Genomic DNA, 12934 nt, shown 5'->3' with positions numbered 1-12934 from the left:
CCCCGGGAGGGGGTGGAGGGGGAAAACGAAAAAGCGCGAACGGGTTCAAGGTTTGGGGAGCAGTTGGAAGTTCAAAGTTTAAAAGCGCGAGAGGGGGCGGGGGACGATTTGCTGGGTCGAGCCCGCGCCCAGAAGCCGGGTTTCGCAGGAGCGCTGCAGAGAAAAGCACGGATTTCAGCTTTCCTTTTCAACTTTAAACTTTGAACTTTCAACTCATCTAGGCGTGGCGCGCAGCACGGCTTCGGTACGATTGGAGACACCCAGCTTGCTGTAGATGTTTTTCAGGTGCCACTTGGTGGTGGTGACGGATACGCCGGTGGATTCACTAATCTGGGCATTGCTCATACCGCTCTGCAGCAGCTCGAAAATTTCGCTTTCCTTGGGCGTAAGCACCGACCCCGGGTCCACGTCCAGCGGCTCACTGGCCGGGGCGGTGCTGAATACCGCCGGAAACAGCCCGGTATAAAAATCCGGTAGCACCAGCTGCCCTGCTGACCACAACCGATTCATCAAGCCCGCCAGCCCGGGCGCTTCATCGAACACGGAGCGATTGATATTGAGCAGACCATAGCGGGTGATCAGCGCATCCACCTTGCGGCTCTGCTCCGAGGCGACGGCCGTTTTGGAGGTGAGCACCAGCAGGTTGGCCTCAATGATGGAGGCCCGGGTCTTGATACCCGCCCCTTTCACCACCGCCAGCAACCGGCGCAGCAGTGTTTCTGCCTCCGCATTGCGGCCGTGGGCCATTAACCAGTACACCGCCGCCAGCCCGCGCCGCTCCCAGCTCTGGCTATACATGGCCGCCTCACTTTCAAGGTTCTCCTGCACCCACTCCGCCAACTTGAAACGGTCCACCACCACATCCAGGCGCTGCCAGTTGCCGGTGAGCAACGCCTGGCGCGTCATCTCCAGCACCGCCATGCTGACAAAGCGCTCGTAATTGCCCAGCTGTAAAATTCCCAACAGTTTTTCCAGCATACGCTCGGCACTTTTCTGCTTGCCCTGCAGATGCTGCAGCCGTGACAAGGTGAGATAAACGGTGGAAATCACTTCCGTGGCAGAAGCAGACGAAACCATGGGAAGCAGGTCTTCGCAGACCTGCTGCGCCTCTTCCAGGCGATTCTGGTCGTATAACACCACCACCATGCCCGTGGCCCACAGCGACCAGGTGGGGCAATCCCTGGGGGTGTTATTGAAGTTTTCGACAATAAAGGCCACTGCCTCACCAATATGCCCCAGCTGCTGATTGGCCAGGGCCGTAATCAAACCCGCATAGCCGGCAGTAAAGCGTTGCCCCAGGCGCAGCAACACGTCCCGCGCCTGGGAGGAGAAGGCCAACGCGGATTCCAGGCGGCCATGCTGCAGATGGTAATAGGCCACCATGGCCAGCGCGAAGGCACGGATATCCCGGTGGCCACTGCTTTCCATCAACAACGACAGGTTAGCCCCTTCCATGAAGTCGGTATCGTGCTGGAATAACTGCAAATGCAGTTCCAGAAAATCCACTGTCTGACGGTGATGGTATCGGTCCTCCCTGCCGGAAAAGTCCTGCTCTTTGAGCGCGTCGAGATAATAGCGGGCACGAAAGAATCGCCGTGACAGGGTCAGCGTGCTGATCAGGGGCGCGGCCAGTTCAAGGCGGCCCAGTATGGTTTCATCGTCCAGAGTTTCCGCCCATTCAAGAATGTGGCTGGAATACCCTTCCTGCAGCCAGAACTCGAAACTTTTTTCCAGGCAGTTACCGAACAGCGCAGCATCACCGGTGCGCCAGGCATGCCAGACAGCCTGTTCGAAATTGCCGATCTTGATGAAGTAACGGGTCGCCCGCCGGTGAATCGGCACAATGCAGTCGGGCATCTCGATTTTCAGCCGTGCCTGCAGAAAATCCCGCAGCAAGGCGTGATAGCGATAGCTGGCCGGCTTGCCAGGCACCGGCACCAGAAAAAGCTCCCGGCTGGTGAGCTCATCAATCAACCGTGCGGACTGGCGGGTTTGCAGAATTTCATCGCCAAGCTCGGCGTTGACGGTGTCCAACAGGGCACTTTGCATGAACAAAGTGCGCGCAGAGTCCGGCAGCCCCTTGAGTACCGCATGCCCGAAATAATCCATGATTTCCGGCTGGCTGGCGTTAAAGTCCTGCAGGGTTTGCATGCCCGATCGAATCCCCGCCAGCAGGGCAATTTTCACCCCGGCCACCCAGCCTTCGGTAATCGCCATCAGGTGATCCAGGGCCAGCTCTTCCAGAGCCTCGCCGCCCAGGCGCTGATTCAGCTCGCTCACATCACTGCGCCGCACTTTCAGGTCCACGGCGCTGATCTCCAGCACCAGGTCATCCAGCCGCAGCCGGCTAACGTCAAACAGTGGCTGGGTGCGGCTGGCAATGATCAGGTGCACATTCTCCGGCGGGTCCGCCAGCAAGGTAGCAATCACACTGAGTGTTTCTTCGCTCTGGATATGCTGAAAATCGTCGAACACGATAAACAGCGGCAACGTCACCTGCTGCAGGGCGTCATAGAGTGAATCGGCTATAGAGGATGGTGGCAGCTCGGCCACATCGAAGGGCATAAACCAGGAGGTATCAAACGCCGGCACCGCGGCCCGGGTTTTCTCGGCGAAGCGGCGCAGAAAGCGCACCGGGTCATCATCCGCCCGCTGTAACCCCATCAGCACCACATGCCGATCACCGGGCTGGGCTTGCCACTGATTCAGCAAGGTGGATTTGCCGGCACCGGCGGGGGCCAGCAACAGTGTCAGGGGCACCCGATCTGACTGATTCAGAAGGGTGACAAGGTCTGCACGATAAAACCGGCCACTCAGGGGCCGGGGCGTCTCCGAGCTGGGCATAGCAATCGCTTCCTGGCGTCTTTTTATTATTTTTCAGTGAGTTAGTGCATCCCCGCACGCACTCTGGGTGCTTCTTTAATAGGCAATTTAGCGGATAGCGGCACGGTATACACGTACCGGGTTCGCATTTCACTTGGACGAGGGTGCAATGTCGTCGCTGCCTAGCGAAGAAAGAAGCCCCAACAACTCGACGCCCAATGCCGGAAGCCGGACAACGGAAACAGGGCACCACCGCTCCCACAAAGAGAGGCGGTGAAGCCAGATTGGCTCTATTGCGTCAGGCTCCAGGCATCCGGCGTCATGCTCATCACCAACCCATACAAAAAAGCCCTCTTCCCGACAAGGGGAAGAGGGCTTTCGTGTTGCGTGCAGCGTACTGCCTGCAGCGTCTCTCAATCAAGGAATCGGCAGGTAACCACCATCCACTTCCTTGGTCACAATCGCTACCGCATTGTGAGCGTGGAGGCTTTCCAGGTGATTCACGCGCAACCAGAAATCCTTGTAGCAAGGCTGCGGGTTCAGCGCGGTCTTCAACCGGCGGGCGGCGTCTTCACAGAACATCAGGTTCTGGCCATTGAGTAGCGCGAACTCCTGTTCGTCTACCCGCTTCACAGCGGTCTGCACCGGGGTTTTCAGAGCGCCTTCGATGGAATCAATCAAGGCGGTGATCGGGAAGGCATCCCCTTCGGTGTGATCCAGCAACACACGCACCTGGGCGATGGAGCGCTGGCTGTGCGGAGTGGCCAGTACGCCTTCTTCCGTGCCCAGCCATTCAAACACCGCATCGGCATCCACTTTGCCTTCGGCGAAATCCTTGCGGAACTGTTCCTGAATCAGCTGGCGGGACAACGCCGCCGAGCAGGGGCAGGTGGACGAGTACGGCACTTCCACCGACAACTCGATGCGCATGCCCTCTTCGCACAGGGTGCCCTTGATACTGACCGGGTAGCTCTTCCAGCCGGAATAGCTGCTCTTCAAGGCCGCGCGGCGCATGGAATATTCGAAATCCAGCTGCACGAAACCGCGGGTACTGAGGCCCTCATGGGTCTGCAGGAAGTTACGCAGCAGTTGCTCGATGGAACCGGCGCTGACCGAATGGTCGCCAAAGGTTTCTTCCAGCATCAGGAACAGGCGCGACATGTGAATGCCCTTGGCATCCGCATTGGCCAGGTTCACATAAGCCTGGATAGAGGTGCTCACCGGGCGCTCGCCAGCCAGGGTATCGCTGACGCGGGCTGGCAAGTGGATCTCACTCATGCCCACCCAATCCAGGGTCGTGTGGATATGATCCACCATGGAGTTGGACGCCACATCCGGCATCTGTTTGGTGCTACCGGCACCGTTGTCACGAGTCATGGGATTCTCCATAGGGGCACTGAAAACAGCCAGGATAAGGCCGCCCAGGTGAACGAAACGGTAATCCGTTCGTCATCGCCCGCTCATACAAGGGGGGCAAGTCTAGCAGAAACTGTCCCGCAAATTGACCATTTACGGGCGAAGGTTTCGCTATGACCGCAACAGAAAGGGGCTATCAGGCGGAAAAGCCTGAATCTTCGTCGCTTCCGACCAATTCCTGGAAGCGGGCCAGCTCGCGCAGGGGCTCGAACATTTCTTCGCTACGGGCATGGCTGCGCAGGGTTTCCGAGGTCTGGATGGCGGCGGCCAGGTCGGTCAGGGCGTTCTCGATTTCCCCCAGCCCGGACCAGGCGCAGGCCCGCTGATACAGGGCATGGGAGTTTTCCTCGTCCACTTCCAGCACCCGGTCGCACAGGCTCAGCGCCCAGCGCTGCTCGCCCAGCTCCAGAGCCGCATCGGCTTTCCAGGCCAGCGCTTCCGGATCATCCGGGCGCAATTCCAGAATCCGGTCGTAGAGCTCAATCTTGGCCTGAGCACTGGGCTCCTTGGTGGCCTTGAGCCACAGGCTGTGAATGTCGTTGGTTCGCTCGATTTCTTCCTGGTTCTCGGCGATGGACAGGGATTTGCGGCGCAGCTCGCGCTCCAGGTCCGCCAGGCGGGATTCGTACTCGCTGGTCAGACGCGCCATTTCCTTTTCCGCATATACCCGCACGTTGTCTTTCAGGTCACGAATGGTGGACCAGCCGACCAGGGCGAGAATCGAGGCGGCACCGGCGATCAGGTAGAAGAAGTAGGTGACGGTATTAGTGGCGTACCCCATGGCCTTGTCGGCCACTTCCAGCTCCCGGTCGGTGACCAGCAGGTTCATCTGGTTGCGGTATTCCATCATGTCCTGGCGCAGGGCTCGCAGCTCACCGAGGATCCAGTTTTCCCGGAACTGGGAAATCACCGGCCCTTTTTCGATCTCACTCTGGGCCTCCGCTCTCGGCACTTGCTCAGGCGAACCGGGCTGCTGTTCTGCCCAGAGACTGCCAGCCAGCGCCAGCAGCATGCCCAATAGACCGGTACGCAGAATGTGTCTGATCAATGCCTTGCCCTCTCGATACACCCAATCACCTTTTACCTGTGCATTTCCCGCCAGGAAAACTCACACAGACGGGAACGCGCCGGGAAACATTGCCTATGGTCGCATCAAGCCTGCCGAGGTGCCAGCGTTGCAGGCCGTTCCCTTGACAGCCCTGCCCCGATGCAATGTAGTGATTGGCACCCACAAGCAATATCAAGGTAAAGGCATGCGACTTAATCGATTTATTTGCGCCGCTACTTTTGGCTTTCTTGCCGCCACGACCACCACCGTCAACGCCGACACCTGGCGTTTTGGCCTGGAGGAAATTGAAGGCAGTGTTCAGCACAGTTACGCCGAACGTTTCAAAGCGCTGGTGAAAGAAAAAAGTGACGGGGAGATTGACGTTCAACTGCTCCCCTATGGCAAATGGGGCTCCAGCTACTCCGCGTTGTATGACGCGATCCAGGGCGGTGCCATTCAGCTGGGCTTTGGTTCCGGCGCCCTGGGCGGCACCGTACCGGAAAGCCAGCTGCTCAACCTGAACTACATCATGCCCAGCGATCAATGGGTAACCGCACAAGGCCTGAACAGCGACACCTTCCTGAAAAGCAAAGCCTGGCAGGAATCATTCCGCAAGCGCAGCCTGGTACCGCTGGCGGAATTGCCGGAAGGCTATCAGGTGTGGACGACCAACAAGGCCATCAACACCCCGGATGACATCGAAAACCTGGGCATCCGCGTGATGGACAACAGCCTGCTGCGGGCCACCTACAAGGCCTATGGCGCCTCCCCCACCTCTATAGCCTACGGCGAACTGTACAGCGCGCTGCAGCAGGGCCAGGCGGAAGGCAACATCCAGCCGGTGTTTGCCCACGAGGAAATGGCGTTCTACGAAGTGCAGGACTACATGATCTTTGCGCAGCAATCCCAGTTCGTCGCCACCCTGATCGGCAACGCCGACTGGTACGACGGCCTGTCTGCGGACCAGCAGAAGATGATCGACGGCATCACCAAGACCCTGGTGCGCGAAGGCCATGATATCCAGACCCAGTACAACGAAGAACGGCTGGAAACCATCAAGGAAAAGAGCGACATCAACATTGTTGAACTGACCGAGGCCCAGCGTGACGCCTTCCGCAAGAAGGCCAAACCGGTACGTCAGATCTACATTGATGAAGTGGGCGCACGGGGTGAGCAGTCACTCAATGCCCTGCTGTCCGCCTTCGACGAGGCCGCCAAGGGACAGTAACGCCCCCGGTAGCCGAACATGAAAAAGTCCGGCCAATTGGCCCACTGCTGTCCCACAGTTGGCAGCCTCATAAAGCGAACCTCATTTGAGGTTCGCTTTTTTTGTGCCTGTCAGGCTCAGGATGAAGGATGTCTTTCAGGCTTCGGCGATCAAATAGATTGAGTTGCAGCACGCGCATGATCCTCTGAACAGGCCACCCTTCTCTGGCACTATGGCGAGCAAAGGCCACTAGCAGGTAGGTAATCATAGCGATCCAGATTTGGCTGAGTACAGCATTGCGAGAGGTGCCCACAAAGGCTTTGATCTGCAGGTTCTGCTTGATCGTCTTGAAGAAGATCTCGATCCGCCAACGATCTTTGTAAATCGCCGCGATGGTGGCGGCAGATAGCCCGAAGTGGTTGGTAATGAACACGTAGCGCTTGCCGCTTTCTTTGTCGTAATAACCCACTCTCCGCAGCCGTGGAGCCCCACGCTTTAAGGCATGAGCACTATTTAACTGGATGATCTGGTCGCTGGTGACGCCCTGGCTTTTGTCGCATTCCTTGCGCTCCAGTACTTGATAGATGGAGTTCGGACGCAAGCGTGTCACGAAGAAAACCCCATTATCTGTCAGTGACTTATACCACCCGTAATCCACATACCCCTTATCAAAGGCGACGATGCTGCCTTTGGGGAAGCGAAATTCACGCCCTTTCACGAGGTCGTTCTCGTTGCCATCGCTCAGTGCAACGAACTCCGGCACATGGGTGCCATGGTTGAGTCCGACACTCAGCTTCACGTTGCAGGTATCCGGCCGGTGGGCAGCCCAGGGAAACAGCTTGAGGGACAGGTTGATGGCACTCGCATCCAGTGAGTAGAGAGGGTTCTTGAAGCGGAACTTATGGGAGCTGGGGCTATTTCTGCAGCGCTGGAGCAGCTTGTAGAACAGCGCTTCGTAGAGCTCCGCCGGCTGCTTCTCATTGAGCCTTGCCAAGGTAGAACGGGCAACGGGTTTGGCGCCAAGGTGGAAAAGCTTATGCTTTTGGCTCTCCAGGTTCGACTGGATATCGCTCAGGCTCTGACGGCCGGAAAGCTGAGACATGGCCATGCCAATGAATTGATCCCAGCGCGTGGCGGATCTCAGTTTTTGCCCGTGATGATGCTCTTTGGCCAGCCTCTCAAAATCATGTCTCGAAACCGGTTTGAGCAGTTGGTGAAAGGCGGTGTTATGATGTGACAAAGCCTGAACCTCCCTGATCACAATGTTTTCCTCGCAGAATCATTGTAACCAGTTCGGTTCAGGCTTTTTCATTTGTCCCTCAACTGTGGGACAGCAGTGGGCGCAATGCCGGCTTTTTTGTGGCGAGTCGTTGGCTGGAAGTGTTATTCGATATTCTGGATCTGCTCCCGCATCTGCTCAATCAACACCTTTAATTCCACCGCTGCCGCTGTGGTTTCGCTGTCGACGGATTTGCTGCCCAGGGTGTTGGCTTCGCGGTTGAGTTCCTGCATGAGGAAGTCCAGGCGCCGGCCGATGTGGCCGCCCTTTTTGAGGATACGGCGCACTTCGGTGACGTGGGTAAGCAGGCGGTCCAGTTCTTCGTCCACGTCCATTTTTTGCGCCAGCAGGACCAGTTCCTGTTCCAGGCGATCCGGGTCCGGGGAGTCGATCACGTCCTGGATGCGGCTGCGCAGGCGTTCGCGTTGGGCTTCCTTGATGCGTGGCACGGCGGTTTTGACGATTTCCACTTGGGTAATAATGCCGTCCAGGCGTTCTTCGATCAGTTTGCCCAGTTGTTCCCCTTCACGGCTGCGAGTGTCGATCAGGGCCTGCAGGGCTTCATCCAGCAGGGTGAGGGATTCGCGTTGCAGCAGGTCCACATCCAGTTCCCGGGTGCTGAGCACGCCGGGATGGCGGAGGATTTCCATGGGGTTGACCTGGCCGGGGTGCTGCACCAGGTCGCCTACCCGGCGGGAGATCTCGGACAGCTGTTTGACCAGGGGCTCGTTCAGTTCCAGGTCGGCGTCGCTGGCGTCCTGCTGGTAGCGCAGGGTGACTTCCACCTTGCCCCGGGCGAGGGCCTTGCGGCAGCGTTCGCGCACGGCGTTTTCCAGTGAGCGCAGGGCGTCGGGCAGACGTGGGCTGATTTCCAGGTAACGGTGGTTCACGGCCTTGATTTCCCAGACCAGGCCGTAGCCTTCAAGCGGGCGGTCGGCGCGGGCAAAAGCGGTCATGCTGCAAATCATGGTGAACCTCTGTGTTGGCCATGGAATGTCCCGGTGTTCGTGCCCTGTAGGAGCTTGCTTGCAAGCGAAAAGGCAATGCCGGAAGCGAGTATCGAGTGACGAGTTGCGAAACCCCGGCTTTCCCAATATCAAGTCTTGCCTTTCGAAGCTCGCTTCTCGTCACTCGGGACTGTCTTTTCGCCTGCAGGCAGGCGCCTGCGGCATGAAACACCGCGGGCGGTGCCGGGTTCCCTAGTCTAGTCGAGACGGGGTTGGGTGCAAGGCAGGCATTGGCGCCGGTGTTTGCTACAATGGTCGCCCTTTTGATTCCAAGACTACCAGGAGATTCCATGCGCCCATCCGGCCGAGCCCCCGACCAACTGCGTGAACTGAGCTTTACCCGCAACTACACCGTTCATGCCGAGGGCAGCGTATTGGTGGCGTTCGGGAACACCAAGGTGCTGTGTACCGCGTCCGTGGAAGAGGGCGTGCCGCGCTTTCTCAAGGGCAAGGGCCAGGGTTGGCTGACTGCGGAATACAGCATGCTGCCGCGTTCCACCCACACCCGTTCCGGCCGTGAGGCGACACGAGGCAAGCAGGGCGGACGCACGCTGGAAATCCAGCGTTTGATCGGCCGTTCCCTGCGTGCCGCGGTGGACATGAAGGCGCTGGGTGAGCGCACCATCTATCTGGATTGCGACGTGCTGCAGGCGGACGGTGGCACGCGAACTGCATCTATTTCCGGAGCCTGTGTGGCGCTGGTGGATGCTTTTACCCACCTGCTGGAAACCAAGAAGATCAAGAGTGACCCGCTCACCGGCCTGGTGGGCGCGGTGTCCGTGGGCATGTTCGAGGATGCTCCGGTGCTGGATCTGGATTACGCCGAAGACTCCAATGCGGGCACCGACATGAACGTGGTGATGACCCAGCAGGGCGGCTTTATCGAGATTCAGGGTTCCGCAGAGGGCGCGCCATTTACCCGTGAGCAGTCTGACAGCCTGTTGGGGCTGGCGGAAAAGGGCATTGGCGAGATCATCAAGGCCCAGCAGGTGGCGCTGGGCTGGTAACACGCCAAGAGAGAAAGGCGGGCCGTGTCGCTGTGGTGGCGCGGTTTCGCGCTGTTGCGAACAGACTGGCTAGTACACAGGCTTGAGTATGAAGAACTACAAGAAGCATTTTCTGCGCTTTGCCGAAGAGCGTGAGGCGTTGAAGTTCGGGGAATTTACCCTGAAGTCCGGGCGCAAAAGCCCGTATTTCTTCAATGCTGGCACTTTTAACACCGGCGAGGCCCTGGCTCGGCTGGGTCGCTATTATGCGGATGCGATCATGGCATCCGGGCTGGAATTCGATATGTTGTTCGGGCCGGCCTATAAAGGCATCCCGCTGGTAGCGGCGGTGTCCGTGGCGCTGGCCGAGCACCATGGCCGGGATTACCCCTGGGCGTTCAACCGCAAGGAAGCCAAGGACCATGGCGAGGGCGGCTGGCTGGTCGGTGCGCCATTGCAGGGCCGGGTGCTGGTGATAGATGATGTGATTACAGCGGGAACGGCGATTCGCGAAGTGGCGACGCTGTTCGAAAAGACTGACGCGACCATGGCGGGGGTAATGGTGGCGCTGGATCGGCAGGAATGCGCTAAAGAGCCTGCCGAAGCGGGCAAGGGCCTGTCGGCGATTCAGGAAGTGGAACAAGCATTGGGGGTGCCAGTGGGATGTATCGTCACCATGAGCGATATTATCGACTGGCTGGAACAGCAACCGGACAGCCAGGCAATGGTGGCGCCTATGCGTGAGTACCGGGAGCGTTATGGAGTGCAATAATAATGAAAATCGTCGTCTTGTTGATGGCGCTGATCCTGACTTCGTCAGTGTGGGCGCGCTCGGGGCAGCGCGCCAATGAGCGCATGCCGGATGGCGCCTACTTCCGGCATCAAACGTCTGACGGTGTGGTGCACCTGAACCGAACCCTGACCATGGATGCGATCCGTAACGGTTATCAGCTGCTGGATCAGCACGGCCGTGTGCTGGAACAGGTTGAAGGGGTTCCGCTGGGGGATGCAGAAGCCAAGGCCCTGCGTATGCAGCGGGCTCGCCAGGCCCGCGAGGACCGGGACATGCTGCGCTTGTATGCCGGCCCGGAAGATGCGGTACGGGCGCGCGATCGCAAGGTCGAGGCGCTGGAGTTGAGCATCAGCTATGAAGAGAACAATCTTGCCCAGTTGCAGATGAAGCTGGATGACGAAATCGCCACGGCAGCGCGTAATGAAAGGGCGGGCCGGGATGTGCCAGAGGCGGTGAAGGAAGCGATTGATCGCCTGCAGAGGCAAATCAAAACGGCGGAAAACAAGTTGCAGGAATTCGACAAGGAAATCGACCAGGCGAACCAGCAATACGCCCCGATTATCGAGCGTCTTGAGGCGATTGAGAAGCAACAAAACGAAGGCGGCTGAGGCCGCCTTCGTGGTGAGCGCTTAGCGAAACAGGGTGGGCTGCAGCAGCGCCCATTGTGCTGGCCAGTCCTGGCTTGGCTTAATCCTGAAACCGGAACGTACAAATTGCGCAATACGCCCTTCGGCCACGGCCAGCAGCAGGTTGGCGGTGATGGTCGGGGTCGCCTGGGTGCGCAACCCTTCCTTGAATTCTGCATCTCGCAGCACTTGCTTTAACTGGCTTTCTACCCGGTCGTAGAACTGTTGAATGCGCTGATGCAGGCGTGCGTTTTCACCGGTGAGAGCGTCGCCGGTGAGCAGCCGGGTAATCCCCGGGTTGCGCTCGGTGAACGCCAGCAGCAGGGTGAGAATCTGCTCTACCTGATCACTGGCCTTGCCGTCTTCCATAATGCGGTTGATGCGCGAAAAAATGGCTTCTTCAATAAAACTGATCAGCCCTTCGAACATCTTCGCCTTGCTGGGAAAATGCCGGTACAGCGCCGCCTCGGACACCCCCACTTCTTTCGCGAGCCCGGCGGTGGTAATGCGCCCACCGGGTGCGGCTTCCAGCATGTGAGCGAGCGACTGCAGAATCTGCTCTTTGCGCGACGGTTTTTTATCGGTCATGAAGTATCGTTCCCAGTTCTAAGCAACAAGCTTCTGGCTGCAACGTGAGTGCCAGAGGTATATCACAGGCAAGCACCGCGCCCAACGTTCCCGGGCTTGTTACTGCGGTTTTGTTTTTCACTGTTGTAGCGTTTCGCGGCAATCCCCTTTGCCGCTGGCGGAGCTATCAGCTGCGAGCTTCGAGCTACAAGGCGCGAAACGGGTTTTCTAATTCGAAAACTCACTGCCCGCGCTGCGAGATTAAGCTTGGCGGATAATTTCCGCAGTGCCCGCGCCGCGGCTTGCTCTCGCCTTTTCTCGCAGCTAGCGGCTAGCAGCTGTTCTATTTAGTCTTTGCTGATCAGCGTGCCGATCCCCTTGTCGGTGAGGATTTCCAGCAGTACCGCGTGGGACACCCGGCCATCGATAATGTGAGCGGTGTGGACGCCGTTTTGGACTGCTTCCAGGGCGCAGCCGATCTTGGGCAGCATGCCGCCGTAGATGGTGCCGTCCTTGATCAGGCTGTTGACCCGTTCGGTGGTGAGCCCGGTGAGGATCTGGCCCTGTTTGTCTTTCAGGCCGGCCACGTTGGTGAGCAGGATCAGTTTTTCTGCCCGCAGCACTTCGGCCACCTTGCCGGCCACCAGGTCGGCATTGATGTTGTAGCTGGTGCCGTTGTCGTCCACGCCGATGGGGGCGATGACGGGGATGAAGTCGCTGCCGGCGAGCAGGTCGATAATGCGGGTATCGATGCCCTGCACTTCGCCCACGTGGCCGATGTCGATGATTTCCGAGGCTTGCAATTCCGGGCTGTCCGCGTCGCTGGCCTTGAGTACCATCTTGCGGGCCTTGATCAGGCGCCCGTCCTTGCCGGTGAGGCCGATGGCCTGGCCGCCGTTGTGCTGGATCAGGTTGACGATGTCTTTATTGACCAGGCCGCCGAGCACCATTTGCACCACGTCCATGGTTTCCCGGTCGGTGACACGCATGCCCTGAACAAATTTCGATTCCTTGCCCAGACGTTCCAGCAGATCGCCGATCTGGGGGCCGCCGCCGTGCACGATCACCGGGTGGATGCCGATTTGTTTCATCATCACCACGTCACGGGCGAAGCTGTTCTTCAGCTCCTCGTTCTCCATGGCGTTACCGCCGTATTTGATCACCACGGTGGTGCCGGAAAAA

At 58.6% G+C, this 12934-nt stretch carries 12 protein-coding genes; 5 read left to right on the top strand and 7 right to left on the bottom strand.

Annotated elements, in window-relative coordinates:
* Window positions 1-204 (top strand): hypothetical protein (locus A3730_RS32855; RefSeq protein ID WP_231884078.1); only part of this gene is annotated, 204 nt, incomplete at its 5' end.
* A gap of 9 nt (window positions 205-213) precedes the next feature.
* Here the strand turns inward: A3730_RS32855 and A3730_RS28410 are convergent.
* The 3 genes from A3730_RS28410 to A3730_RS28400 all read right to left on the bottom strand — a co-directional run bounded on the left by A3730_RS28410 (window position 214) and on the right by A3730_RS28400 (window position 5308).
* Entirely contained in the window at window positions 214-2844 is a 2631-nt protein-coding gene (locus A3730_RS28410) for a LuxR C-terminal-related transcriptional regulator (RefSeq protein WP_231880580.1), read from the bottom strand.
* Window positions 2845-3240: 396 nt separating this feature from the next.
* Window positions 3241-4200 carry a GTP cyclohydrolase FolE2 gene (gene folE2 / locus A3730_RS28405; protein WP_231884077.1) on the bottom strand — a complete coding sequence of 320 codons (960 nt, stop codon included), beginning with the start codon at window positions 4198-4200 and terminating at the stop codon, window positions 3241-3243.
* A 175-nt stretch (window positions 4201-4375) separates the two neighbouring features.
* Window positions 4376-5308, bottom strand: a complete 933-nt coding sequence (locus tag A3730_RS28400) for a tetratricopeptide repeat protein (protein ID WP_231884076.1) — start codon at window positions 5306-5308, stop codon at window positions 4376-4378.
* A 184-nt stretch (window positions 5309-5492) separates the two neighbouring features.
* Here A3730_RS28400 and dctP point away from each other — a divergent pair, with 184 nt between their 5' ends.
* Window positions 5493-6515, top strand: coding sequence for a TRAP transporter substrate-binding protein DctP (gene dctP / locus A3730_RS28395; protein WP_063520464.1), 1023 nt, complete (start codon window positions 5493-5495; stop codon window positions 6513-6515).
* A 67-nt stretch (window positions 6516-6582) separates the two neighbouring features.
* On the opposite strand, the gene A3730_RS28390 is transcribed toward dctP, so the two are convergent.
* Both A3730_RS28390 and A3730_RS28385 read right to left on the bottom strand, forming a co-directional pair.
* A complete protein-coding gene (locus tag A3730_RS28390; protein WP_063539412.1) occupies window positions 6583-7734 on the bottom strand; it encodes an IS4 family transposase in 1152 nt (383 codons plus the stop codon).
* A 143-nt stretch (window positions 7735-7877) separates the two neighbouring features.
* Window positions 7878-8729, bottom strand: coding sequence for a YicC/YloC family endoribonuclease (locus tag A3730_RS28385; RefSeq protein WP_063521296.1), 852 nt, complete (start codon window positions 8727-8729; stop codon window positions 7878-7880).
* A gap of 341 nt (window positions 8730-9070) precedes the next feature.
* On the opposite strand from A3730_RS28385, the gene rph reads away from it, so the two are divergent.
* From rph to A3730_RS28370, 3 genes are all read left to right on the top strand, one after another.
* Window positions 9071-9787, top strand: coding sequence for a ribonuclease PH (gene rph / locus A3730_RS28380; protein WP_063521286.1), 717 nt, complete (start codon window positions 9071-9073; stop codon window positions 9785-9787).
* A gap of 88 nt (window positions 9788-9875) precedes the next feature.
* A complete protein-coding gene (gene pyrE / locus A3730_RS28375) occupies window positions 9876-10538 on the top strand; it encodes an orotate phosphoribosyltransferase (protein WP_063539407.1) in 663 nt (220 codons plus the stop codon).
* A 2-nt stretch (window positions 10539-10540) separates the two neighbouring features.
* Window positions 10541-11167 (top strand): hypothetical protein, encoded by a 627-nt coding sequence (locus tag A3730_RS28370; protein WP_063519392.1) that lies wholly within the window; start codon window positions 10541-10543, stop codon window positions 11165-11167.
* A gap of 21 nt (window positions 11168-11188) precedes the next feature.
* Here the strand turns inward: A3730_RS28370 and slmA are convergent, their stop codons facing one another.
* Together slmA and argB are read right to left on the bottom strand one after the other, a co-directional pair.
* Window positions 11189-11773 (bottom strand): nucleoid occlusion factor SlmA, encoded by a 585-nt coding sequence (gene slmA, locus A3730_RS28365; RefSeq protein ID WP_063519391.1) that lies wholly within the window; start codon window positions 11771-11773, stop codon window positions 11189-11191.
* A gap of 326 nt (window positions 11774-12099) precedes the next feature.
* Window positions 12100-12934 (bottom strand): acetylglutamate kinase (gene argB, locus A3730_RS28360; protein WP_063539406.1); only part of this gene is annotated, 835 nt, incomplete at its 5' end.

The sequence above is a fragment of the Alcanivorax sp. HI0044 genome (assembly GCF_001634945.1).
Note: the sequence above shows the minus strand (reverse complement) of the source record. Positions and strands in the feature narration are given on the sequence as shown.

What these genes read in the sequence shown, in the direction of transcription:
- dctP (WP_063520464.1), top strand. Translation starts at nt 5,493, where the DNA reads ATGCGACTTAATCGATTTATTTGCGCCGCTACTTTTGGCTTTCTTGCC.
- rph (WP_063521286.1), top strand. Translation starts at nt 9,071, where the DNA reads ATGCGCCCATCCGGCCGAGCCCCCGACCAACTGCGTGAACTGAGCTTT.
- folE2 (WP_231884077.1), bottom strand. Translation starts at nt 4,200, where the DNA reads ATGACTCGTGACAACGGTGCCGGTAGCACCAAACAGATGCCGGATGTG.
- slmA (WP_063519391.1), bottom strand. Translation starts at nt 11,773, where the DNA reads ATGACCGATAAAAAACCGTCGCGCAAAGAGCAGATTCTGCAGTCGCTC.
- A3730_RS28370 (WP_063519392.1), top strand. Translation starts at nt 10,541, where the DNA reads ATGAAAATCGTCGTCTTGTTGATGGCGCTGATCCTGACTTCGTCAGTG.
- pyrE (WP_063539407.1), top strand. Translation starts at nt 9,876, where the DNA reads ATGAAGAACTACAAGAAGCATTTTCTGCGCTTTGCCGAAGAGCGTGAG.
- A3730_RS28385 (WP_063521296.1), bottom strand. Translation starts at nt 8,729, where the DNA reads ATGACCGCTTTTGCCCGCGCCGACCGCCCGCTTGAAGGCTACGGCCTG.
- A3730_RS28410 (WP_231880580.1), bottom strand. Translation starts at nt 2,844, where the DNA reads ATGCCCAGCTCGGAGACGCCCCGGCCCCTGAGTGGCCGGTTTTATCGT.